23 protein-coding genes are annotated in these 21,993 nt (G+C 37.4%); 19 read left to right on the forward strand and 4 right to left on the reverse strand.

Annotated elements, in window-relative coordinates; translation table 11 throughout:
* The first annotated feature begins 35 nt into the window (after nucleotides 1-35).
* The 10 genes from sdaAB to M9426_RS05195 all read left to right on the forward strand — a co-directional run bounded on the left by sdaAB (nucleotide 36) and on the right by M9426_RS05195 (nucleotide 8,348).
* Complete coding sequence (gene sdaAB, locus M9426_RS05150) at nucleotides 36-704, forward strand: L-serine ammonia-lyase, iron-sulfur-dependent subunit beta (protein ID WP_250341528.1); 669 nt, start codon at nucleotides 36-38, stop codon at nucleotides 702-704.
* A complete protein-coding gene (sdaAA, locus tag M9426_RS05155; RefSeq protein ID WP_250341529.1) occupies nucleotides 705-1,586 on the forward strand; it encodes an L-serine ammonia-lyase, iron-sulfur-dependent, subunit alpha in 882 nt (293 codons plus the stop codon).
* A gap of 5 nt (nucleotides 1,587-1,591) precedes the next feature.
* Nucleotides 1,592-2,827, forward strand: coding sequence for a dicarboxylate/amino acid:cation symporter (locus M9426_RS05160; protein ID WP_250341530.1), 1,236 nt, complete (start codon nucleotides 1,592-1,594; stop codon nucleotides 2,825-2,827).
* Nucleotides 2,828-2,939: 112 nt separating this feature from the next.
* The gene (gene ymfI, locus M9426_RS05165; protein WP_005955067.1) at nucleotides 2,940-3,674 is read left to right on the forward strand and encodes an elongation factor P 5-aminopentanone reductase; all 735 of its coding nucleotides are present in this window, start codon (nucleotides 2,940-2,942) and stop codon (nucleotides 3,672-3,674) included.
* Nucleotides 3,675-3,752: 78 nt separating this feature from the next.
* Entirely contained in the window at nucleotides 3,753-4,583 is an 831-nt protein-coding gene (locus M9426_RS05170; RefSeq protein WP_250341531.1) for a bifunctional 5,10-methylenetetrahydrofolate dehydrogenase/5,10-methenyltetrahydrofolate cyclohydrolase, read from the forward strand.
* A gap of 97 nt (nucleotides 4,584-4,680) precedes the next feature.
* The gene (locus tag M9426_RS05175) at nucleotides 4,681-5,583 is read left to right on the forward strand and encodes an arginine deiminase-related protein (RefSeq protein WP_250341532.1); all 903 of its coding nucleotides are present in this window, start codon (nucleotides 4,681-4,683) and stop codon (nucleotides 5,581-5,583) included.
* A 1-nt stretch (nucleotide 5,584) separates the two neighbouring features.
* Entirely contained in the window at nucleotides 5,585-5,761 is a 177-nt protein-coding gene (locus M9426_RS05180) for a hypothetical protein (RefSeq protein WP_250341533.1), read from the forward strand.
* Nucleotides 5,762-5,789: 28 nt separating this feature from the next.
* Nucleotides 5,790-6,533, forward strand: coding sequence for a class B sortase (srtB, locus tag M9426_RS05185; protein ID WP_250341534.1), 744 nt, complete (start codon nucleotides 5,790-5,792; stop codon nucleotides 6,531-6,533).
* A 262-nt stretch (nucleotides 6,534-6,795) separates the two neighbouring features.
* A complete protein-coding gene (locus M9426_RS05190) occupies nucleotides 6,796-7,425 on the forward strand; it encodes a redox-sensing transcriptional repressor Rex (RefSeq protein WP_005955344.1) in 630 nt (209 codons plus the stop codon).
* Nucleotides 7,426-7,472: 47 nt separating this feature from the next.
* Entirely contained in the window at nucleotides 7,473-8,348 is an 876-nt protein-coding gene (locus M9426_RS05195; protein WP_250341535.1) for a DNA-3-methyladenine glycosylase family protein, read from the forward strand.
* A 110-nt stretch (nucleotides 8,349-8,458) separates the two neighbouring features.
* On the opposite strand, the gene M9426_RS05200 is transcribed toward M9426_RS05195, so the two are convergent.
* Nucleotides 8,459-9,613, reverse strand: a complete 1,155-nt coding sequence (locus M9426_RS05200) for an aminotransferase class I/II-fold pyridoxal phosphate-dependent enzyme (RefSeq protein ID WP_250341536.1) — start codon at nucleotides 9,611-9,613, stop codon at nucleotides 8,459-8,461.
* A gap of 142 nt (nucleotides 9,614-9,755) precedes the next feature.
* On the opposite strand from M9426_RS05200, the gene murA reads away from it, so the two are divergent.
* The 8 genes from murA (at nucleotide 9,756) to M9426_RS05240 (ending at nucleotide 17,760) form a co-directional block, all read left to right on the forward strand.
* Nucleotides 9,756-11,003: a UDP-N-acetylglucosamine 1-carboxyvinyltransferase gene (gene murA, locus M9426_RS05205; protein ID WP_005955165.1), complete on the forward strand. Its 1,248-nt coding sequence runs from the start codon at nucleotides 9,756-9,758 to the stop codon at nucleotides 11,001-11,003.
* 15 nt (nucleotides 11,004-11,018) lie between these two features.
* Entirely contained in the window at nucleotides 11,019-12,545 is a 1,527-nt protein-coding gene (locus tag M9426_RS05210; RefSeq protein ID WP_250341537.1) for an ABC transporter substrate-binding protein, read from the forward strand.
* A gap of 67 nt (nucleotides 12,546-12,612) precedes the next feature.
* A complete protein-coding gene (locus M9426_RS05215) occupies nucleotides 12,613-13,542 on the forward strand; it encodes an ABC transporter permease (RefSeq protein WP_250341538.1) in 930 nt (309 codons plus the stop codon).
* A gap of 7 nt (nucleotides 13,543-13,549) precedes the next feature.
* Nucleotides 13,550-14,392, forward strand: coding sequence for an ABC transporter permease (locus M9426_RS05220; protein WP_060800531.1), 843 nt, complete (start codon nucleotides 13,550-13,552; stop codon nucleotides 14,390-14,392).
* 1 nt (nucleotide 14,393) lies between these two features.
* Complete coding sequence (locus M9426_RS05225; protein ID WP_195445291.1) at nucleotides 14,394-15,350, forward strand: ABC transporter ATP-binding protein; 957 nt, start codon at nucleotides 14,394-14,396, stop codon at nucleotides 15,348-15,350.
* A 4-nt stretch (nucleotides 15,351-15,354) separates the two neighbouring features.
* Nucleotides 15,355-16,155, forward strand: a complete 801-nt coding sequence (locus tag M9426_RS05230) for an ATP-binding cassette domain-containing protein (RefSeq protein ID WP_005955405.1) — start codon at nucleotides 15,355-15,357, stop codon at nucleotides 16,153-16,155.
* A gap of 92 nt (nucleotides 16,156-16,247) precedes the next feature.
* Nucleotides 16,248-16,916, forward strand: coding sequence for a metallopeptidase family protein (locus tag M9426_RS05235; RefSeq protein ID WP_187360262.1), 669 nt, complete (start codon nucleotides 16,248-16,250; stop codon nucleotides 16,914-16,916).
* Nucleotides 16,909-17,760 carry a DnaJ domain-containing protein gene (locus M9426_RS05240; RefSeq protein ID WP_250341539.1) on the forward strand — a complete coding sequence of 284 codons (852 nt, stop codon included), beginning with the start codon at nucleotides 16,909-16,911 and terminating at the stop codon, nucleotides 17,758-17,760. Before M9426_RS05235 ends, M9426_RS05240 begins: the two co-directional genes overlap by 8 nt.
* A gap of 124 nt (nucleotides 17,761-17,884) precedes the next feature.
* Here M9426_RS05240 and M9426_RS05245 read toward each other — a convergent pair whose 3' ends face one another.
* The 3 genes from M9426_RS05245 to M9426_RS05255 all read right to left on the reverse strand — a co-directional run bounded on the left by M9426_RS05245 (nucleotide 17,885) and on the right by M9426_RS05255 (nucleotide 20,875).
* On the reverse strand, nucleotides 17,885-18,646 hold the full coding sequence (locus M9426_RS05245) for a hypothetical protein (protein WP_250341540.1): 762 nt from the start codon (nucleotides 18,644-18,646) through the stop codon (nucleotides 17,885-17,887).
* The gene (locus M9426_RS05250) at nucleotides 18,643-19,209 is read right to left on the reverse strand and encodes an RNA polymerase sigma factor (protein ID WP_250341541.1); all 567 of its coding nucleotides are present in this window, start codon (nucleotides 19,207-19,209) and stop codon (nucleotides 18,643-18,645) included. Before M9426_RS05250 ends, M9426_RS05245 begins: the two co-directional genes overlap by 4 nt.
* A gap of 109 nt (nucleotides 19,210-19,318) precedes the next feature.
* A complete protein-coding gene (locus M9426_RS05255) occupies nucleotides 19,319-20,875 on the reverse strand; it encodes an SH3 domain-containing protein (RefSeq protein WP_195445301.1) in 1,557 nt (518 codons plus the stop codon).
* Nucleotides 20,876-21,028: 153 nt separating this feature from the next.
* Between M9426_RS05255 and M9426_RS05260 the strand changes: the two genes are divergently transcribed.
* Entirely contained in the window at nucleotides 21,029-21,967 is a 939-nt protein-coding gene (locus M9426_RS05260; protein WP_250341542.1) for a phosphoglycerate dehydrogenase, read from the forward strand.
* Nucleotides 21,968-21,993 lie beyond the last annotated feature (26 nt).

Genomic DNA, 21,993 nt, shown 5'->3' on the forward strand with positions numbered 1-21,993 from the left:
GCTAAAATAAGGTCTAAGAAATAAGGAGGAGTCCAATGAAAGAGTATAGTCCGTTTGAAATTCTTGGACCAATAATGGTTGGTCCATCATCATCTCATACTGCAGGCGCTTGCAAAATCGCTAGATTAGCAGCCAAAATTTGTCCAGATGATTATGAAAGCGTTGAGTTTTATCTTCACGGTTCCTTTGCTTTTACCTACAAGGGCCATGGAACAGATAGGGCACTTCTAGGAGGTATTATGGGTTTTAAAACCTACGACAGTTCTATAAGAAATGCTTATGAAATTGCAGATGAGAGAGGAATAAAATACTCCTTCATACCAATGAATCTTGGAGAAAACTATCATCCAAACACAGTAAAGATTAAATTTAATTACAAAGACAGAGACAGCGAATATGTAATTGGATCCTCAATTGGTGGGGGAAATATGAAAATTGTTGACATCAATGGAATCCAAGTTGATTACGACGGCAAGTTCCCTACACTCTTATTCCAATACCCTGAACAAAAGGGTGTTATAGCAGATGTATCGACTATACTTGCTAAGGAGTCCTACAATATTGAATCTATAAATACAAGTAAGGACGAGCTTACAAATATAGTAACTCTTACAGTTGAACTTGATGAAGGCGCAAGTGAGAGTGTGCTAAATAAATTGTTAAATAATTCCAGATATATTACATCAAAATATGTGGAGGTTTAAATGTTAAATACAGCTAAAGAAGTTATTGAAGCTTGTGATAAGGATAATATTCACATCTATGACTTGGTCCTTCAGGGAGAAACAAAGGCCCTTAAGATGACTGAGGAAGAGATGAAGAATAAGATAAGGGAAATCCTGGAGGTTATGAAGGGATCTTCCCAAGAAACACTAGAAAAATCCTTTGAAACTGAATATAAAATGATAGACGGCTTTGCAAAAATGATGAACGACTATCAAAAAGATAAAGACCCTTTAACTAGCAAGTTTCTAGTTAGGGCAATGGCTATGGCCTTTTCCACATCTGAGACCAATGCAAATATGGGAACTATTGCGGCAGCGCCTACTGCTGGAAGTTCTGGTATTATGCCAGCAGCCTTAATGGCAGCTAAGGAAAAATATGGCTTAGATGACGAGGTTTTGATAAATGGACTATTGACATCAATAGGAATAGGGCAAATTATTGGTAAATATGCAACGTTCGCTGGTGCTGAAGGTGGATGCCAAGCAGAATGTGGATCTGCCAGCGCAATGGCAGCTTCTGCATTAGTTGAAATGCTTGGCGGAAGTCCAGAAGAAGCACTACACGCAGCCAGCATTACACTTATTAATGTAATGGGGCTAGCCTGCGACCCAATAGCAGGACTAGTAGAGTATCCATGTACCTTTAGGAACGCATCAGGAGTTATGAATTCTTTCATCTCAGCTGATATGGCCCTTGCAGGTATTAAATCAATTGTTCCTTTTGACGAAGTTTGTCAAGCTATGGGAGAAGTTGGTCACTTGCTACATGAATCTATTAGGGAGACTGGTCTTGGAGGACTTGCAGGCACAAAAACTGGCCAAGAAATTAGGGCTAAGTTTTTAAATATTAAGGAGGATTAAAGAAAATGAAGGAAAAGAAAAAAATAGGTCTAATTCCTAGACTTATTATTGCAATTGCACTTGGTATTCTTGTTGGACAATTTTTACCAGAAGTAGTAACTCAAGTAGCAATTACAATCTCAGGATTATTTGGAAAGTTTTTGAACTTTATAATTCCACTAATGATTATTGCCTTTGTATCTAAGGGTATTGCAGACCTATCAGAAGGTGCTGGAAAACTTTTAGGAGCAACAGTTGCATTAGCTTATGGATCTACACTAATTGCAGGCTCATTATCTTATACAATGGCAAGAAACATATTCCCAAGCTTTATTAAACCAGAGCTTGCAGAAGAAATTCAAAAAGCAACAGCAAATGAAGTTGCACCATTATTTGAAATTCCTCTTGGACCTTTCATTGATGTAACAGCAGCTCTTGTTCTTGCATTTATGATTGGACTTACAGTTTCTGCCCTAAGAGCTAAAGGATCTGGAGAAGTATTTTACAAAGCTATTAATGAATTTAACGAAATCATAAATCTAGTACTATCAAAATTTGTAATTCCACTACTTCCATTCTTTATCTTTGGTAACTTCTGTAACCTATCATATTCAGGTTCAGTATTTGCAATTCTTGGAATATTCTGGAAGATCTTCATCTGCATCATTGCACTACACCTACTTTACCTAATAGTACAATTTTCAGTTGCAGGAGCATACACAGGAAGAAATCCTTTCAAATGCTTAAAGGAAGCAATCCCAGCTTACCTAACAGCAGCAGGTACACAATCATCTGCAGCAACTATTCCAGTTAACGTTGCTTGTAACAGAAAAATGGGTGTTACAGCTCAAATTAGAGAATTCTGTATCCCACTTTGTGCAACAGTTCACTTAGCAGGATCAATGATTACTCTTACAGCTTGCGTATTCACATTACTTACAATGTTTGATATGCCACACTCTTTCCCACTACTACTTAAGTTTATCGCAGTTCTTGGAGTTGCCATGGTTGCAGCACCAGGTGCACCAGGTGGAGCAGTAATGAGTGCCCTTCCATTCCTACCAGTTGTTGGAATCGAATCATCAGGAACACTTGCTACAATTTTGATTTCACTTTACCTAACTCAAGACTCTTTTGGTACAGCTTGTAACGTAACAGGCGACAACGCTATTTCAATGGCAGTTGAAAAAATCTATTACAATCACATTGTAAAGAGACCTATCCCAGAAGAAGACTTCGAAGACGGTAGAATAAACCTATAATTTAAAAGCATATTTACCGGAAAAAGCTATGTCATTGACATGGCTTTTTTCTTTTGCAAAATTATTTTTATAAATTTGGTATAATGAAGTAAAGGTTGGTGGAAGACACAAGATGAAGACTGTACTTATTACTGGTGCCTCACGAGGAATTGGAAGAGATATTGCAAGAAGACTTGCAAGAGAAGACTACAGAGTAATTATTAACTACAACAAGTCAGAAAAAGAAGCTAAAGAACTGGAAAAAGAAATTAGAGACATGGGTAAAGACGCCCTTGCCCTAAGAGCGGATGTGAGAAAATTTTCTGAAGTTGAAGACATGTTTAAAGAAGTTGAAAGAAGATTTAAGGGAGTTGACATCCTAATCAACAACGCTGGCATATCTTCTTACGCCCTCTTCCAAGATATTGACGAAGAGACTTGGGACGAGATCTTCGATGTCAATGTAAAGGGAGTTTACAATGCAATTCACGCAGCCCTTCCCTACATGCTAAAGAAGCACTCAGGAAAAATTTTGAACATGACATCCATTTGGGGAATAGTTGGTGGATCCATGGAGAGTCACTACTCAGCAACAAAAGGTGCCATTAATGCACTTACAAAGGCCCTTGCGCAAGAACTTGGCTACTCAGGCATAAGTGTTAATGCAGTTGCCCCAGGTGCAGTTGACACACCAATGACAAGAGAGATAGGAACAGACAACCTCTGCATTTTGTCAGAAGACATACCCATGGGGAGACTTGCAACCACAGAAGAGATTGCAGAACTTGTGGCCTTTATGGTTTCTGACAAGAACTCCTACATGACGGGACAAATAATTTCTCCCAACGGCGGAATGATTGTCTACTAAGTAAAAATTTGATGAGTAATAAATTTTTAAAATAAAAAAAGAAAATAAAAAACAGAAGCTCTTACAAGAGGAGGTAATATGACAAAGATTTTATATGCCAAGGACTATGTTGATAAAAAGACTAGGGACCTAGTTGGAAAAGTTGAAAAGTTAAAGGACAAACCAATAATTTCTATTATAAGAGTGGGCGAGGACTATGGATCTCTTGCCTACTTGAAGGGGATAAAAAAGTCTGCAGAAAAACTTGGAGTTAGTGTAGACGTAAATGAATTCAAAGAAGATGTAAGTCAGGAAGAAATTTTAGACTGCTTAAAGGACTTAAACCAAGATAAAAAAGTTGGAGGCATACTTGTCTTTAGACCTCTCCCAGAGTCTATTGACGAAGATGTAATTTCTCTTGCTATTGATCCAGAAAAGGATATTGACTGTATGAACCCCCTTAACAGGGCCAAGGTTTATAGCGGACACCTTGATGGCTTTATCCCTCTTGCATCAAAGGCAGCCCATGAGCTCTTAGGTTTTTATGGCTATGAACTAAAGGGCAAGGACGTGGTAGTCATTAACCACTCTAATGTTGTTGGCAAACCCCTTGCCATGATTTTGTTAAGTGAACTTGCAACTGTAACAGTTTGTCACGTGGGGACAAGGGACCTTAGGAAGCACACTAAGTCTGCTGATATAATCTTCACTGCTATGGGAAGGGCAGAGACTCTTGACGAAACTTATTTCAAGGAAGATGCAGTTGTTATTGACATAGGAACTTCGAAGAACAAGGAAGGCAAGTATCGTGGCGACCTTGATGAAGAAGCTGTCATGGGAAAGATTGGAGCCTTATCTCCAGTGCCTGGTGGAATAGGAAGCATTACTAACCTCCTACTTCTTGAGAATGTAATTAACTATTACTTGTGAGTAAAATTTTATAAATGAAAAATTTATCCCTCCTTGGTGGAGGGTTTTTTATTGGAAATTTGTTATAATTGACTTAATTGATGTAAAGGAGAAATCTATGATAACAAATAAGGTAATTTTAGTTAGGCCCTACGCCTTTAATTTTAATACAGAGACAGCAGTAGACAATGTTTACCAAGTTAGCCCAGAGAAAACTTCTGAAGAAGAAATTCAAGAGAGGGCTTTAAAAGAATTTGACCAAGCAGTGGAAGCTTTGCGAGAAAAAAATATTCATGTTGATGTCATCGAAGACTTTGACGATAAGACACCAGATTCAATTTTCCCCAACAATGTCTTTGTGACCTTCCCTGGCAAAATTTTTATTTCGGAAATGTACACAGACAATAGGAATGAAGAGTACGATAAAATCCTCCCACAACTTAAGAAGATTCTTGACTACAACAAGGCAGAAATAGTTGACTTCAGAAATAATGAAGGAAGAGTCCTTGAAGGAACTGGAGCTGTTGTAATAGACAGGTGGAACAAGATCTGCTACGGAAGTCTTTCAAAACGTTGTGACAAGGGCGAGTTTTTAAAATTCTGCAAGGCCTTTGATTTAAAGCCAGTTTACTTTAGGTCCAAGGACAAGGAAACTTACATCTACCACACCAATGTCATGATGATGGTGGGAGAAAAGTTTGCAATAATTGCAGATGACTTAATAGTAGAAAACAAAGAGGAAGTTCTAAAGTCCTTAAGAGAGTCAGGTAAGGAAATAATTTCTCTTAACCAAGAAGAGTTTGATAACTTTGCAGGAAACTCTATTGAACTAAAGGGAGATGACAAAAACATTCTTGTTATAGGTCAGTCAGCCTGTGACCACCTTAGAAAAGAAAATATAGAAAAAATTGAAAAGTACGATGAAATCCTACCAATTGATGTCGACACAATATCAAAATTTGGGGGTGGATCCATTAGGTGCATGATTGCAGAAAACTTTTTTGACATAAGGGAGGGTTGATATGGATTTATTAAAATGCCTGGCTTTTATAATTTTTGCCATCTTTTGGGCAAGACAAGTCCCCGAAAATTATAAAATATATAAGGAAGACAAGTCATGGGAAAATTTTTTGATACTATTAGGAAAAATTTTAATGGTTCTAGCTTCAATAATCTTAGCTCTAGGAGTCTATATTTAAAAGTTAAAAGAAAATCGAAGGGAAGATAATGAAGAAAAAAATATTAAATATAATAGAAATTCTTCTTGTGATAATCTTGCTCACAAGCCTTTACAGGATTTACAATTACAACAAGGAAGACAAGAACTTTAAGTCTGCCACAAGAGAAGTCCAAGAAAAATTTGAGAGAGAAGATGTTAAAACTTCTGATTCAGGACTTGATGAGAAAAAGAAAAGGGACCAAGAAGCCATAGAAAAAATTGAGGGCCTGAGAAAAGACTACCCTTCTGTTGTTGGTTGGATAAGGGTTGGCGGAACAGACATAGACTATCCCATAGTCAAGGGAAGTGACAACGACTACTACCTAAACCACAATTACAAGGACGAGTACAATGTCTTCGGTGCAATCTTTATGGACTATAGGAACAAGGAAGATTTATCAGACCAAAACACAGTAATCTACGGTCACAACAATCAACGTGCCGGTAATTTTAAGGACCTTCACAAGTATGAGGATAAAGATTTCTTTAAAGAAGACAGGTTTATAGAAATTTATTCCCTCAATGGCTACAAAAAATATAAGGTCTTTGCAGTTTATAATGCCGACCCTTATGATAAGTTTAGGAATCCATGTTATAGTGAGGAAGAAGGGAAAAATCTATTGGCTTACATCAAGGAAAGAAATCTTGTAAGTGGGGTCATGCCAGAGGAAATCAAGGACATGCTAACCCTACAAACTTGTTCGCCAGGAGACACAAGGCTTGTGGTTCAAGGGGTTTTAGTTGAAGATTAAAAGTCGCCTAAGGGCGATTTTTTTATGTAAATTTTTATTGATTAGCAATTAAATACTAGCTCGTAACAAATCATAAGTTCATAGAAAAATAGGGCTTAATAAAAAACTACAAGCTTATAAAAAAATACAAAGTCATAGTAAAACACAAAGCCATAAAAAATTACTAACTCATAAAAACATAAAACAAAATAAAAAGATATTTTCCTTTAATTTACAAAAGTTGCAAAGATTGTTATAATATGAACAATTAGGAGGTGTTAATTTGCCGAAGAATGCAAGGGGTATTTCCGAAACCGTAATAAGGAGAATGCCAGTTTATCATAGGTACTTAAAAGAACTCATAGAAGATGGAGTTGAGAGAGTTTCTTCAAAGGAACTTAGTGGACTCACAGGTTTTTCTGCTTCGCAAATTAGACAGGACTTAAATAATTTTGGGGGATTTGGCCAACAGGGATATGGTTACAACACTAAGGCCCTTAAAGACCAGATTGATAAAATTCTTGGAATAGACAAGTCTTACAAGAGCATAGTTATTGGTGCTGGTAGATTGGGACAGGCCATTGCTAGATACAATGGATTTAGAGATTCTGGTTTTAATGTGATTTCACTTTTTGATATCAAGGATGACATAGATGACATAAGTGGGATTAAGGTCCGTAAGATGGAAGACTTGGAAAAATACATAAGAGATGAAGGAGTAGATGTTGCCATTATAACTGTGCCTAGAGAAGTTTGTGAAGATGTGGCAAAGAGAGCGATTGACGCAGGTGTAAGAGGAATTTGGAACTTCGCACCCTACGACTTAAAGGGACCAGAAGGCATTGTAGTTGAAAACATAAGGCTTAACGATTCGCTTCTAACCCTATCTTATTTTATGAAAGAAATTAGTTGACCTATTATTTTATAATAGGTTTTTTATTTATAGGAGTTTTGTTTTTAATGAAGATAAATTTTGATGAAGGTCTTTGCAAGATTAGTGACCTAGAGGAATTTGATCCCAGAGATATTTTCACTTGTGGTCAAGCCTTTAGGTGGTATGAAGAAGAGGACGGATCCTTTACCTTTGTAACTCATGGAATAGTTGCCAATGCAAAAAAAGTTGGAGATGAAATAATTTTAAAGGGAGTGGATGAGAAGTCCTTTGAAGAAATTTTTTATGACTACTTCGACCTTTCTCGTGACTACAAACTTGTAATGGAAGAGCTTGCCCAAGACGAGGTCATGAAAGATGCTACAGATTATGGTAAGGGGATAAGGATCTTAAACCAAGACAAGTTCGAGACAATTATTTCCTTTATAATTTCTGCCAACAATCAAATACCTAGGATCCAAAAGGCAATTGAAAAAATTTCAGAAATGTATGGTGACTATCTTGGAGAAGATGAGAATAGAAAATATTATGCCTTCCCAAGTGCTCAACAGCTTGCCCTTGCCAAGCCAGAGGACCTTCGTGAGTTTGCAAGGGTTGGCTTTCGTGACAAGAGGATAGTTGAAGCCTCAAAGTTAATTGCATCGGGGGAAGTCGACATAGAAAAGATTTCTGAAATGGACCTAGAAGATGCCAGAAAGGAACTTCAAACTCTTCCTGGAGTTGGACCAAAGGTTGCCGACTGCATCCTCCTCTTTGCCTTTGACAGGAAGGAGTCCTTCCCAGTTGACGTTTGGATAAAGAGAGTTATGGAAGAATTATACTTAAAGGAAGTCACACCAAAGTCAAAGATCGCAAGTCGTGGTAGGGAAGTCTTTGGTAAGAACGCAGGCTTTGCCAACCAATATCTCTTTTATTATGGAAGAGAAAATAAGTTGGGCAAATAATTTTATAACTTATAAGACATTAAGAAAGACTGAGTTTTTTATGGCTCAGTCTATTTTTGTGTGAATATTTATTTTTGATTTTAAATTTTTAATTTGTTTTCAAAAGCAAACTACTTTTGAAAAATTTCTAACTTTTCTATCCTATCAAAGGCTTCGTTAATCTTGTCCTTGTTAACTGTTACGGCAATTCTTATGAAGCCGTCGCCAGCAGAACCAAAGGCTTTACCGTCTATTAGGTTTACGTGAGCCTTTTCCAAAATCTCTTTCACAACTTCATCAGTTGTCATGCCTGGTACAGAAATTTTTGGGAAGATGTAAAAAGTTCCCTTGGGTCTCATAACTTCTACGTGCTTTAGTTTTTTTAGTCTGTCGTAGGCAAGATACATCCTCTCCTTGTACTCTTCGGCAAGGGGTGGGCAGATCCTCTTTCTTTGATTAATTCCAACAACCCCTGCATACTGACAAAGTGTTGGGACAGAATAAACTGTGTTTGTGTGAATGGCAGTCATGGACTTGATAAGGTCCTTGTGGGCAACTATAGCGCCAAGTCTCCAACCAGTCATTACATAGTCCTTGGACATGGAGGAGATAGAAATTACCCTCTCAAAGTTCTTGTCCCACTTAATCATTGGAGTGAAGTGAGACTCGTAGGAGTAAATTGTGTAGATGTCGTCACAAATAACTAAGATGTCGTGCTTAACTGCAAGCTCATAGATTGCCTTTAGGGTCTCATCACTATAGACTGCTCCCGTTGGATTGTTGGGAGTGTTTATTATAATGGCCTTAGTTTTTTTATTTATTAATTTTTCAAGTTCTTCTGGAATTATGTCAAAATCATTTTCGAATTTTGTGTCGTAGAAGACAGTCTTACCTCCAGCCATGTCGATTTGGTCTGGGTAGACGCTGAAGTAGGGTGAAGGGACTATTACTTCGTCGCCTTCTTCTAAGAGGGCTTGAAGGATTAAAAACATTCCTTCAGTTCCCGACATAGTAATCATTACTTCATCAGGGTCGCAAAGAACTCCAAAGTCTTCTTTATAAAAACTTGCCACAGCTTCTCTTAGTCCTATGTAACCTTGTGGATCTTCGTAGTGAGTGTGACCTGCCATTTGTGAGTCGTAGGCTTCTTTTATTATTGCCTCGTCAGTCATGAGGTCAGGGTCACCAACACCAAAGTTAATAAAGTCTGGATAGATGCTAGAGTAGTCTACAGCATAAATTGATTCTTCTACATTTCTATATTTTTCACGGATGAATTTCTTCATAAAAACCTCCTTTTAATATCTAATAATTTATTCTAACATAAACGGATATTTTATTAATGCCAATGTTTTAATTCCTTAATTTAATAGAACCTCTGTGATATAATTAAATTAATATAAATAAAATTTTATAGGAGGAATCCTTTTGGATAAAATATTAGTAAAATCAAAGGGCCCACTTAAGGGCAAGGTTAGAATTTCAGGTGCAAAGAACGCAGCTCTTCCAATTTTAGCTGCAACAATTCTTGGAACAGAAGAAATTGTTTTGGAAGACGTGCCTGAGTTAAAGGATGTTGAAATCATTACAGAAGTTCTTAGAGGGCTTGGACTTAAAATAGAAAAAGATGGCAACAAGCTTGTAATTGATCCAAGTGGCCTTAACTCTTACGAAACTGACTACGAACTCATGAGCAAGATGAGGGCATCCTTCCTTGTTATGGGACCACTTCTTGCCAAGTTAAACAAGGCCTATAACTCCCTACCTGGTGGCTGCAACATTGGCTCAAGACCAATTGACCTTCACTTAAAAGGCTTTAAGGCCCTAGGTGCAAATATAGAAATGACTCACGGAGAAATAAAAGCTGAGTGTGACAAGCTTGTGGGTACAAGAATCTATCTTGACTTCCCATCAGTTGGAGCAACAGAAAATATTATGACAGCTGCAGTCCTTGCTGAAGGCGAAACTATTATGGAGAACTGTGCCATGGAACCAGAAATTGTTGACCTTGCAAACTTTCTAAATAAAATGGGCGCCAAGGTAATGGGCGCAGGAACTTCTACAATAAAAATCAAGGGCGTAGAAAAGTTAAGAGGTTGCACTCACCAAATTATTCCAGATAGGATTGAAGCAGGAACCTTTATGGTAGCTGCAGCAATTACTGGTGGAGACATAACTATTGAAAATATAATAACATCCCACCTAAAACCAGTTATAGCAAAGTTAGAAGAAACTGGTGCCAAGGTAATAGAAAATGGAGACACTGTTAGGGTTGTAGGGACAGATGATATTAAACCAATTGAAATAAAAACCCTACCTCATCCAGGTTTCCCAACAGACTTACAGGCACAATTCATGGCCCTTTTAACTCAAGCCGAAGGACAATCTTCCATTATAGAGACAGTTTTTGAAAATCGATTCATGCACGCAGAAGAACTTAAAAAGATGGGTGCAAAAATCAAAGTAGTAGATAGAGAAGCTATACTATTGGGTAAGAACAAACTATACGGATCCAAGGTTGCTGCAACAGACTTAAGAGCAGGAGCTGCCCTTATACTTGCAGGACTAGTTTCTGAAGGAGAAACTGAAATCTCTGAAATTCACCACATCGACAGGGGTTATGAAAAAATCGAAGAGAAATTTAGAAATCTTGGAGCAGATATAAAAAGAGTCTAAGAAAGGAAGATGATAATGAAGAAAAGAGTAATTATTGGAATGCTTTTAGTGCTTTCGCTGTTTATGACGGCTTGCTCCTCTAAGGACAAGTCAGGAGAAGAAGGAAAGGTATTAAAAGTTGCAATTTCTGAAGATACTACAACGCTTGAGCCTAATGCACTAAATGATGATTACGCAGAAAATATTTTAATTCAAGTTTATGATACTTTAGTAAAGAGAAATGCAAAGGGCGAACTTGTAAATTCACTTGCAGAATCAATTGAAAACCCAGACCCACAAACTTTTAAGATTAAATTAAGAGATGGAGTTAAGTTTTCTGATGGAAGCCCACTTACTGCTGATGATGTAATTTTTACACTTCAAAGAGCAGCAGGAAGTGAAAAGTTTAAATCTTTTTATGGCAAGATAGATCCAAATTCCTACCAAAAGGAAGATGATTTAACTTTTTCCTTTAAGTTAACTGAACCAGACGCCGCCTTTTTAAATTCACTATCACACCCAGCTGTGTCTATTGTGTCTAAGGCCTATGTAGAAGGTGGAGCAGACCTTGCTACTGCACCAATGGGAACTGGACCTTTCGTATTAGATGAATGGGTTCAAAATGACCATGCGACTTTCTCAGTAAATGAAAATTATTGGGGAGACAAGCCAAGTATTGCTGGCATCGAAATGAAGGTAATACCAGAAGCTTCACAAAGAATTATTGAACTTGAATCTGGTGGAGTTGACCTTGCATATAAAATCGACCCATCAGAAATTCCTAATATAGAAGAAAACAAGGATCTAACTCTTTACAGAAAATTAGATAACTCAGTTCACTTCATTGGATTTAACATGGACAAGGCTCCTTTCGACAAGAAGGAAGCAAGAGAAGCTATGGTAAATGCAATTGACATGAAGACAATTTTTGAAACTGTTTATATGAATAGTGGAAAGCTTGCAACAAGTCCAATTAACCCTAACTTCAAATATTCTATAGCAGATTCTCTTGAAGCAAACAAAGTTAACAAGGAAAAGGCAAAGGAACTTTTTGCTGCTGCAGGAGTAGGGGAAGGCACAAATATTTCCATCTACACATCTGACAACACTCAAAGAGTTAATGTTGCAACTATGATGCAAGCCCAATTGAAGGAATATGGAATTGGTCTTAACATTGAAAGACTTGAATGGGGAGCTTTCATGGATGCCTTAAAGAGAAAAGAGCACAACATGTTTATCATGAGCTGGAACCCATCAATTGTGGATGCCCACTATGAACTTTTCCAACCTTTCCATTCATCAAATAAGGGCCAAGGACCAAACTTTATGTATTTTGGAAATGATGAACTTGATAATTTAATAAAAGAAGGTCTTTCAACAGTTGATGATGCAAAGAGAGCAGAAATTTACAAGAGGGCTCAAGAGCTTATAAATCAAGAGTATCCATGGTTATACATTTGCTATGGTGAAACACTTGTGGCAGCTAACAGTAGAGTAGAAGGACTTCAACTACTTCCAAAATATCCACAAGAACTTAAAGATGTAACTTTATTAGAAAAATAATTTTTTTGAAATTCACCAAGTTCTTATTTGGTGAATTTCGTCTTTTCTAGGAAAGAAAGGATTAGATATGACAAAATATATTTTAAAGAGACTCTTAATTTTAATACCTACTCTCTTGGGAGTAAGCTTTATAGTCTTCTTGCTCCTCTACCTTTCTCCAGGTGATGCTGCTCTTGCTGCAGCTGGACCCAATTCACCCAAGGAAACAGTAGAGGCAATAAGAGAGAGCCTTGGACTAAATGAACCCTTCCTGGTTCAGTATGGTAATTACTTAAAAAACTTGGTCCTCCACTTTGACTTGGGAACAAGTTACCAATCAGGGAGGTCTGTTACGGCAGCTCTTTTAAGAGTTTTTCCAACAACAATTAAGCTTGCAGGTGGTGCCCTTATAATTGCCATTGTAATGGGAATTTCCTTTGGGGTCCTTGCAGCCCTAAAGAAAAACAGCTTTATAGATTCTATAATCACAGCCTTTGGAATGGTGGGCCTTGCCATGCCAATCTTTTGGTCAGGCCTTCTACTTATAATAATTTTTTCTACTAAGTTAAAGATCTTGCCAGCTTCAGGATTTTCATCTATTAAGCAGATGATTCTCCCTTGGTTTGCCCTGGGTTTTCAATCCTCTGCTGTTATTATGAGGATGACAAGGTCGGCAATGTTAGATGTCTTGGACAAGGACTACATTAGGACAGCCTATGCTAAGGGACTTTCAAAGTCCAAGATTATTTTTGTTCATGCCCTAAAGAATGCAATGATTCCAGTTATAACTACTATTGGACTACAAGCTGGTGGACTTCTTGGTGGAAGTATTTTGACAGAGACAATTTTTTCTATTCCTGGTATTGGAAGACTAATGGTTGATTCCATAAAGACTCGTGACTACCCAATAATACTTGGAGCAATTATGCTCATAGCCATAGTTTATTCAGTGATTTCTATTGTGGTTGACATCCTCTATGGATTTATAAATCCTAGAATTAAGTCAGAGTACAAGTAGGTGGACTATGATAAAGAGATTTAAAACATTTTTTAAATATTACAGTAGGAACAAGATAGCAGTCTTTGCCCTTGGGATTTTAATTTTAATAATTCTTGCGGCAATTTTTGCTGACTTCATAGCACCCTACGACTACACAGAACAGTTCCCAAAAGACAACTTCTTGAGACCAAGCTCTGAACACTTAATGGGGACAGACAATTTTGGTCGTGATATATTTTCAAGAGTCCTAAAGGGAGGACAAATTTCTCTTAGGATTGGATTTTCTTCTGTAATTATTTCTACTTTTATTGGAGTTATAATTGGGGCCTTTGCAGGTTACTATGAAGGAGTCTTTGACGCCATAATCATGAGGGTCATGGACACAATTTTATCTATCCCACAACTTGTTCTTGCAATTGCTCTTGCAGCAGCTCTTGGTGGTGGAATGAGGAATCTGATCTTAGCAGTTTCTCTTTCATCAATACCATCTTATGCAAGGATTGTCAGGAGTCAGGTTATGGCTGTGAAGAACTTGGAATATATTGAATCGGCAAGACTTGCTGGAGTTAAGACCTTTAAATTAATTTTTGCAGAAATTCTTCCCAATTGTTTTGCACCAATAATTGTTCAAGCAACAATTGGAGTGGGAACTGCAATCCTATCAGCAGCTTCACTTTCCTTTATAGGAATGGGAATTATGCCGCCAGAAGCAGAGTGGGGTCAAATGCTTTCTGAGGGAAGGGCTTATATAAGGAACTATCCTCACATTACCCTCTTTCCAGGTATGGCCATTGCCCTAACTATTTTAGTCTTAAATATAGTTGGCGATGCCCTAAGAGATGCCTTTGATCCAAAGTTCAGGAGGTAGTATGTTATTAGAAATAAAAGACCTTGAAGTTTTTTTTAAAAGCTCCCAAGGTATTGTCAAAGCAGTAAACAAAGCAAACATAAATACTCGTGATGGTAAGACAACTGCCATTGTAGGAGAAAGTGGTTCAGGCAAGTCCGTAACATCTCTTGCCATCATGGGTCTTCTTGACAAGTCATCTATTGAAAAAATTTCTGGAGAAATAAATTTTGAAGGCAAGAATTTACTTAAGTCTACTCCCGAAGAGCTAAGACGTATTAGGGGGAATGAAATCTCCATGATCTTCCAAGAGCCCATGACTTCACTTAACCCAGCCCTAAAGGTTGGCTACCAAATGTCAGAGGTTTTTAGGACTCACTTTAAGATGGATAAGAAGACTGCCAAAGAAAAGTCCATAGAGATGATAAAAAAAGTTGAGATCCCTAGACCAGAGGAAGTTTACAACTCATACCCCCACGAGCTTTCGGGTGGTATGAGGCAGAGGATTATGATTGCCATGGCATTATCGTCTTCTCCTAAGCTCTTAATAGCTGACGAACCGACAACAGCTCTTGACGTTACAATCCAAAAGGAAGTCCTAGAACTCATGAAGAAATTAAAGGAAGACATGAACACTTCCATTATTTTCATAAGTCACGACTTGGGAGTTGTATCTGATATCGCAGACTATGTCAACGTAATGTACGCAGGTAAGCTTGTGGAAAGAGCCAAGGCTGAAGATATTTTCAAAAGGCCTCTTCATCCCTACACAAGGGGACTTATTAAGGCCATACCAAGTGCCCACAAGAAGAAGGATGAGCTCTACACAATAAGGGGATCAGTTCCTAATCCAATAGGGCTTCCTGACTGCTGCAACTTTTGCGACAGGTGCGATGAGAAAATGAAAATTTGTGAAGAGAAGGCCCCTGAAGAAGTTGATGTTGACGGACAAAAGGTAAGCTGCTTCTTGTACAGGTGATACTATGGAAGATAAAATAATTTTACAAGTTAAGAACTTAAACAAGGAATTTAATATTGGCAAAAAAAATACTCTAAAGGCAGTTAATGATATTTCCTTTGACCTTAGGACTTCACACACCCTTGGCGTAGTTGGAGAAAGTGGGTCTGGCAAGTCCACTCTCGCAAGGTGCATCATGGGACTCTATCCAGATGCCACAGGTCAGATTATTTATAATGGAAAGAATATTTTAGAAGAGAACCAAAGGGAGCTAAAAAAATACAGGAAAGACGTCCAAATGATTTTTCAAGATCCCTACTCATCACTTAACCCTAGAAAAAAGTGCAAGGACATAATTGCATCAGGCATAAGAAATCTTTTGGGAGAGAGGGACAAGGACAAGATCCACAAAAAAGTTTTGGAGACAATGGAAATTTGTGGCCTATCAGAATACCACATGGAGAGATATCCTCACGAGTTTTCAGGAGGACAAAGGCAGAGAATTTCTATTGCAAGAGCCCTTGCTGTTGATCCAAAAATAATTATAGCTGACGAACCAACTTCAGCCCTTGACGTTTCTATCCAAGCACAAATAATTAACTTGCTGGAAGACCTTCAAAGAGACCTAGGACTAAGTATGATTTTCATCTCCCACGACCTCTCAGTAGTTAGGCACGTGGCAGAAGAAGTCCTCGTAATGTATCACGGCGACTGCGTGGAATACGACGAGTCAGAAGAAATTTTTGAAAATCCAAAGATGGACTACACAAAAAAACTTTTGTCATCAGTGCCAGGTAAAAAACTCGCTGCCCTTGATGAGATATAAGATGTGTGGAAAATTTTAAGCTTGGGTATTATAATTAAATAAATTAGATAAAACTGTAGACTTCTACAGTTTTTTATTTTGTAGGTGAAAAGATGCAGGACTTTGACGAGAAAAAAATTTTTTATAGCCATGGAGAAAATAATTTTGATCTTCCTCTTGATATAATCCAAGATGTTTATGACAAAAGAGAAGATGAGATGCCTTTGAGTTCAAGTGAAAACATTGAGCTTACTAAGACAAAGGAAGATGAATCTTTCGTTGATGATGTTTGCGAAACTTGTGAAACTTGCCATGAATCTTTTGAAGAAGATAAAGAAGAAGGTCAAGAAGTAAATCAAAGTGAAGAAATAGATTTAGAAAATGATTATGACGAGGACTCCTATTATCTTGAGAGGATTGATGAAGTCCAAGAAATTTTGGAAGAAATCTGCGAGTCCATACCAGCCTATGCCTTTGACCATCTAAATGGTGGTATAATCTTATCAGAAGATAAGAAGTATCACGCCGAGGCTCGCAATGATGACCTATTAATAATGGGAGAGTACCAAAGGTCTATCCTTGGCAACATGATAAAAATTTACTACGGGTCATTTATGGAGATGTACAGATTTTCATCGAGAGATAGGCTGAAGGAAAAACTTGAAGAAGTTCTCCTCCACGAGTTCACCCACCACTTAGAATTTTTGGCAAATGAATGGGGACTTGTTATTGAAGACGAAAAGTTTTTAGAAGAATATAGAAAAGGGATAGATAATGAATAAAATTTTAGGATATTTTTATAAGGGTTTGGGGAAATTTTTAGACCTCCTCTTGACCTTCTTAATTGTAATAGTAAATATTGCCGTGGATCTCTTCTCGGCAGTGAGAAGATTTTTCTTGTACATAATTTCTATGGGAGGCTGCTTAATAATATTTTTGCTTTTAAACCCCTTTGCATGGAGGGGCTTGGCGAGAAATGAATGGCTCTCAACCCTAATCGTTTTGGCAATATTTGTGCCAATACTAGGCAACGTGTCAGAGTCCTTCTTGAAGTATGCCCACTACGTTGTGACAGAATTTTTCTACGACAGGGCAGACCACTATCTCCTTGGCAAGGAAAATGAATTTGAAAACATATCTGGCTACGGAAGAGCTTACTGGGAAAAGAAGGAAAGAGAAAGAATTAAGGCAGAAGAAGAGAAGAGAAGACAAAGAGAAGAAGAGTATAGACAAAGGTTTGAGGACTTTGGGGGCTTTACTTGGACAACTTTTGACGACTTCTCACAATTTGAAGAATTCTTTAGGCAAGCAGGCTATGGAGGATTCTATGAAAACCAAGGTGGATCCTATGGCAACAACTATGGAGGCTCTTATGGTGGGTCTTCATCATCTGGAGGCTACGGCTTCAAGGACCAATACGAATCTGCCTGCGACACTCTGGGAGTAAACTACACAGCAGACAAGTATGAAATCAAACTTGCCTACAGGAAGATGGCAAAAAAATATCACCCTGACCTTAATAAGGAAGAGGGAGCAAAAGAAAAATTCCAAAAGATAAATGCAGCCTACGAATTCTTAAACGATACAAATGTGGAAATGTATAAGAAGATGACTGGGGCAAATTAATTTTATTTGATATGAAAATTTAGACAAAAAGAAAGGACCGCGAGGGTCCTTTTTTGGTGTTTAGATTTTTAAATTTTATAACTATCTAATTTATAAGAAAAATGTTTTAACTAACTGCGAGAAATTATTTTATAATTTCTTCTGCCATCTTATAAAATTCGTTTACGTCCATATTATCTCCAGCCATTAAGGCATATTGGATTCCTTTGTAGTCAAAGATTAGGTGCTTTGAAGCATCTTCTTCTCTTTTATCTGAACCAATAGCTAGGTTAAAGAAAGGATCCTTCTTTGATCTTTCAAGTTCTTCTTTTGTCGCATCTTTTTCATCTGGTAAAACGACACTTTCCAACCTTGAATAATAAACTGGCACGCCCTTAATATCTCTCATTTCATGATAAAATTGTTCATCAACAGTTTTTGAATTGTCGGGACGTTTGTCAATTGAGAGCATTACTTTGTCGTCTGCATCATTTTTGTAGTCTATATCAATTGCCTTTCTCTTGTTTAATTTTGCGCCAGTGTCGTCAAGGTCTTCGAGGTTAACCATTCTAATTCCATCAAATTTATAATCTCCTAAACTTTCTGGGGCATAGGCATCGAAACCAGCCTTCTTTTCTGCCTTGGCCATGTCAGTATAGTTTGTGTAGTTATAAAATGATGTTGAAGATGAAATTGTTCCTGTGATTTTTCCTGTTGCAAAGACGCCCACTGAAAGGACAAGGGCAGCAGCTGCTACTAATACAAATCTTTTTTTCATTTTAAATTCTCCTTTTTCTCCTTGCGAATTGATCTCTAAATCAATTTTATTTTTAAGATAATCAGAAGGAGAAGAATCTTCTACAGATTTATTTAATTCATCTTTTATATACTTATCAAAATCTTTCATAATAACTCTCCTTCATATTCTTCACTTGTTTTTAAAAGTTCTTTCTTTAAATTCCTTCTGGCCCTATAAAGTCTTGACTTCACTGTACCCTGGAAGGTCTTGCAAATGCTTGCGATTTCTTCTATGGAAAAATCGTTGTAGTAATAGAGGACCAGGACTTCTCTTTCTTTTTCCTTTAAATTCATTAGGGCATCTTGGATCTCAGACCTTTCTGCAAAGTCATCTTCTCCAAGATAGGTAGGACTTTCTTCAGCCTTATCAAGGACAAATTCATCGGGCAATTCCCTCTTCCTCTTCTTGTATCTTGTGTAGGAAGTGTTCTTTAAGATTGAGAAGATCCAGGGCCTTAATTTTTCAAAATTAGAAAGAGTTTTTACATTATTGTAAATAGAAACAAAAGTGTCTTGGAGGACATCTTCTGCGTCTTCCTTCCTGCCCAAGATTAAGAGGGCAGTCCTAAATAAGACTAAGTAGTATTCCTGGTAAAGGAGGTCAAAGGAATCTTTGTCGCCAGTTTTTAATTTGTCAAAATCTTCTTTTGTAAATTTTATTTCACGATTCATTTTATCCTCCTCTCTTAGATGCATCTACTTATATGACTATTTAGGACACAAAAAGGTTCATTTAATTTGAAATTTATATAAAAAAATCTCCACGCCTCGGTGGAGATTCTTAGTTTAAAGTTTTATTTGAGATCCAGCCCTTCATAGTGTCTTGTGAAATTGCATTTTTAACTTCAACATGGCACCAGATCCTTTGACCTTGTTCGATTTTTGTTTCAAGGACATAAAGTTCAGTTCCCTTTTCAAGGATTTTAACAAGGCCTGAGTCAACACTTGGCTCGGCTCTCAGGTTGGCCTTTTCAGTTACAACAGTCCTGTAAGTGTGAAGGAGGTCAGAGGCTTTTTTAGCAGTTTCTGCTGCATCCTTATCACTTTCTTCTTTTTCGAAGTTTTCTTTTTGGTTTTCGTCTCCTTGCAAACTGTTGGCGCTTTCAATTTCTCTTTTTAACCTTGCCGCCTTAGCTGAATCGGGCACAACATTTAAATAGGAATTCAAAAGTAAAAGTGCATCAGTCCTATTAGTTGCATAGGATGATTTAACTTCATTTAAGATTATATTTTCTATGGAAAGAAGCTTGTCTTGTGCCGACTTATAATTTTTCTCGTCCTCTTGGATTACCTTTTTATAATTGTAGGCAGCGTCGATGTAGTCGCCTTCTTCAAAATAACTGGAAGCCCTTTGGAAGGACTCATCTGATGCTACAAGCTTTTTAAGTTTTTCCATTTCATTTAAGATTTCTGGACTTGTCTTGTCCTTTGTCGCAGAATTATACATTTCAAGAGCCTGATGGTAGTTGCCACTTAGGGCAAGACCTCTGGCATCTTCAATCTTGCTTGCGTTTCTTTCTTTCTTCACTATGTTCAAGGCAAAGATTGAGACAATAGACAAGAAGATGAGGAAGACAAGGGTAAAAAATATTTTTTTCCAAGGGATAGACCTTGGTTTTTTTGGTGCTTCTTCATTGGTCCTGTCAAACTTTAGACTCTCTGTAGTTGGAGCAATCTTGGAAAGATTGGTTTGAGTCAAGTGGGTCTCAAGAGTTTTTAAATTTATCCCATCAGTTGTCCTTGTGTTTTCTATAACATTTAAAATTTTAGAATTTATCAAGGCCTCTGTGAGGTTATTTAAGACGAAGCTCTTGTTTCTACCGCAAAACTCACACTCGCTAGTCTCATTTTCATTTATAAAGCCGCAGGCACAACGCCAAAAATCCATTTGGTTTTCGCCGTAGGTTTTGATTCCATCGCCAAGAGTTTCCTTTATTTGGGCCCTCTTCTTTTCGGGAATAACAGGGAGATTAATTTCAAATTCTTTGTCCCCACAAGTAATATTTTTTCCGTCAGCAGTGTATTTTGAAATGTAAATATCAATGGCCCTTGCCTCGTGAAACCTCTCATCCAAGATAAAGGGATCTAAGAAGTAACGAGTGAAGGGTGCAATATTAACGGCCTGCTGAAAATAAAATTCACGACCATTAAAGAGGTATGACCTTTCAATGGACTTGAACTTAACAGCAAATTCAATGTTAGTGACAAAAGAGTCTTGGGCATTTAACACGTCAATTGCTAGGGCGAAGTCACCAGATGTTAGCTCTGCATTTGCTATTTGAATTTTTTCACTTGTATTAAAGCTAAGCTTTGTGGGTAGGGTTCTAAAAAAACTCATAAAGACTCCTTTCAATTTATCAAATAAATTATATTATATTTAAAAAACTTTTACAATAAGCCGCCTATTTACTAAAATTCTCCCATGTCCTATAATTTAATTAGAATACGAATTAACATAATAAAGAGAATTTTTATATAAATGGAGGTAAAAATGAAAGTTTTAATGGGTCAGGGCTTAGCGAGAAAATACGGAGAGAGAATAGAAAAACTAGGCTACCAAGTTATAGGCTACGATGAAAAAAATCCCAACGAAAAGTCTGACTACGGCGAAGATATTTTAATTGGCGCCATAGACTTGAAAAAGATAAACTACAAGGACCACAAAAATTTAAAATATATATTTTTAACCTCAGTTGGCATAGACTTCCTTGACCTAGACTACATCAAGAAAAAAGAAATAACCCTGTCCAACAACAACGGAGCCTACGACGACCCCATAGCAGAGTGGATAGTCTACGGACTCCTACAAATAAATAAAGACGACAGAAGAAACATAGAAAATCAAAAAGAAAAACTTTGGAAGAAGAGGTCCTTCGCCTACAACCTCTATGGAAAGAAAGCCCTCTTTATGGGGACAGGAACCATAGCAGTAGCAGGAGCAAAAAGACTCAAGGGCTTCGAAATGGAATTAAACGGATTCAAAACAAGTGGCAGGAAGGTTGAACCCTTTGACAACGTCTATTCACTAGAAGAACTTGACAGGATTTTGCCAGAGATGGACTACCTAATCATGTGTCTTCCTGAAACAGAAAAAACCCACCACATTCTAAATGCAGATAGATTTAAAAGATTAAAAGATGGAATGGTAGTAGTAAACATTTCAAGAGGATCAACAATAGATGAGGCAGCCCTAGTTGATGCAATAAAATCAGGTAAGGTAAGAGGGGCAGCCCTAGACGTCTTCGAAGAAGAACCCCTAAGCAAAGACTCAGAACTTTGGGAGTTAGAAAATGTCTACCTCTATCCACACATATCCTTCGCCTGCGAAGACTTGGGAGCAAGACAATTTGCCACAGCCTACCAAAACCTCAAAGCCTTGAAGAATGCCGGCGACTTTAAAAATATAGTAGACTTCGACAAGGGTTACTAAAAATTGTTTTAAATTAAAAATTTTTG

The sequence above is a fragment of the Peptoniphilus genitalis genome (assembly GCF_023614525.1).
In the GTDB taxonomy this organism is placed as follows: Bacteria; Bacillota; Clostridia; order Tissierellales; family Peptoniphilaceae; genus Peptoniphilus_A; species Peptoniphilus_A genitalis.